The organism is Thermococcus sp. MAR1 (assembly GCF_012027305.1).
Classification (GTDB): Archaea; Methanobacteriota_B; Thermococci; order Thermococcales; family Thermococcaceae; genus Thermococcus.
Map to the genome: position 1 here is coordinate 1 of NZ_SNUF01000049.1, position 384 is coordinate 384.

The following is a 384-nucleotide window of genomic DNA, read 5'->3' on the forward strand; positions in this document are numbered from 1 at the left end:
ACCTGCAAAGAAAAAACTGCTCAGGAATTAAAAGATGAAAACGATATACCGAAAGGCATTGTAAAATGGTTAGTGGAAATATTTGATGAAACCAACGAAATAACAGGCGTTACTACCATTTTAACAATGGTAAAGAAAAAAGAAAATTAATATGCAGCAAGCTTACGTAAACTATACAGTTGAAAATAAAATTGCAACTGTTGAATTTTATACTCCGCAACACAATTCTTTACCGGCGGTTATTTTACAGCGATTAGTAGATGCAATTACCAAAGCATCTAATGATGATAATTGTAAAGTAATTATACTGAAAAGTGGTGGTGATAAGACTTTTTGTGCCGGTGCATCTTTCGATGAATTAATCAAATATTTCCACTAACCATT

General features: G+C 32.0%; 1 protein-coding gene. It reads left to right on the forward strand.

All coding sequences use genetic code 11. The annotated features are described in order from the left end of the window. Positions 1-151: 151 nt before the first annotated feature. Positions 152-379 carry an enoyl-CoA hydratase-related protein gene (locus tag E3E25_RS11725; protein ID WP_167893428.1) on the forward strand — a complete coding sequence of 76 codons (228 nt, stop codon included), beginning with the start codon at positions 152-154 and terminating at the stop codon, positions 377-379. The last annotated feature ends 5 nt before the right edge of the window (positions 380-384 follow it).